At 75.1% G+C, this 704-nt stretch carries 1 protein-coding gene; it reads left to right on the forward strand.

Going from position 1 to position 704, the window contains the following annotated elements:
- Window positions 1–448, forward strand: a 448-nt coding sequence (locus GUI43_RS33295) for an ADP-ribosylglycohydrolase family protein (protein WP_146765986.1), incomplete at its 5' end; no start/stop codon positions are given.
- Between the last annotated feature and the right edge of the window lie 256 nt (window positions 449–704).

Genomic DNA, 704 nt, shown 5'->3' on the forward strand with positions numbered 1-704 from the left:
GCACCCGGAGGGGATCGCCGGCGCGGTCGCCGTCGCCGTCGCCGCCGCGCTGGCCGCCCGAGCCCGCCTCGACGGGCACCGGCCGGCCCCGGAGCGGCTGCTCGCCGGGATCGCAGCCGTGCTCGACCCGGGCACCGAGGTGCACCGGGGCGTACACCGGGCCGCGGGGTTGCTCGGCCGGCCGTTGCCCCGGGTGGTGGCGGCGCTCGGCAACGGCTCCCGGGTGACCGCCCAGGACACCGTCGCGTTCACCCTCTGGGTGGCCGCCACCCACCTTGACGACTATCCGGCGGCCATCGAGACGTGCGTACGGGCCGGTGGGGACGTGGACACCACGGCCGCCATCGCCGGAGCGGTGGTGGCGGCGCACACCGGTGTCGGCACCCCGGGCGGGGTGCCCGAAAAATGGTTGGCCGCCCGCGAGCCGCTACCCGCCTGGCTCCCCTGACCCCCGGGGGGATGCCCTGCCCAAGCGCCCTGCCGCGCGCTGGCCCTGCGCTGGCCCTGCGCTGGCCTTGCGCCTGCGCTGCCCTGCTCGCGATCAACTCGGCTTCCTGAAAATCGGGTCGTCCGGGAGGCGAGGATGCCGCGGTTTCCTGAAAGCCGAGTCGATCACCGCTAAATCGGGCTGTCGGGGCGGCGGAGATGCCACGGTTTCCGGGAACCCGAGTGGATCACCGCGATGCTGCGGGAACAGCGGCCTG

This window comes from Micromonospora noduli (genome assembly GCF_003264365.1).
Classification (GTDB): Bacteria; Actinomycetota; Actinomycetes; order Mycobacteriales; family Micromonosporaceae; genus Micromonospora; species Micromonospora noduli.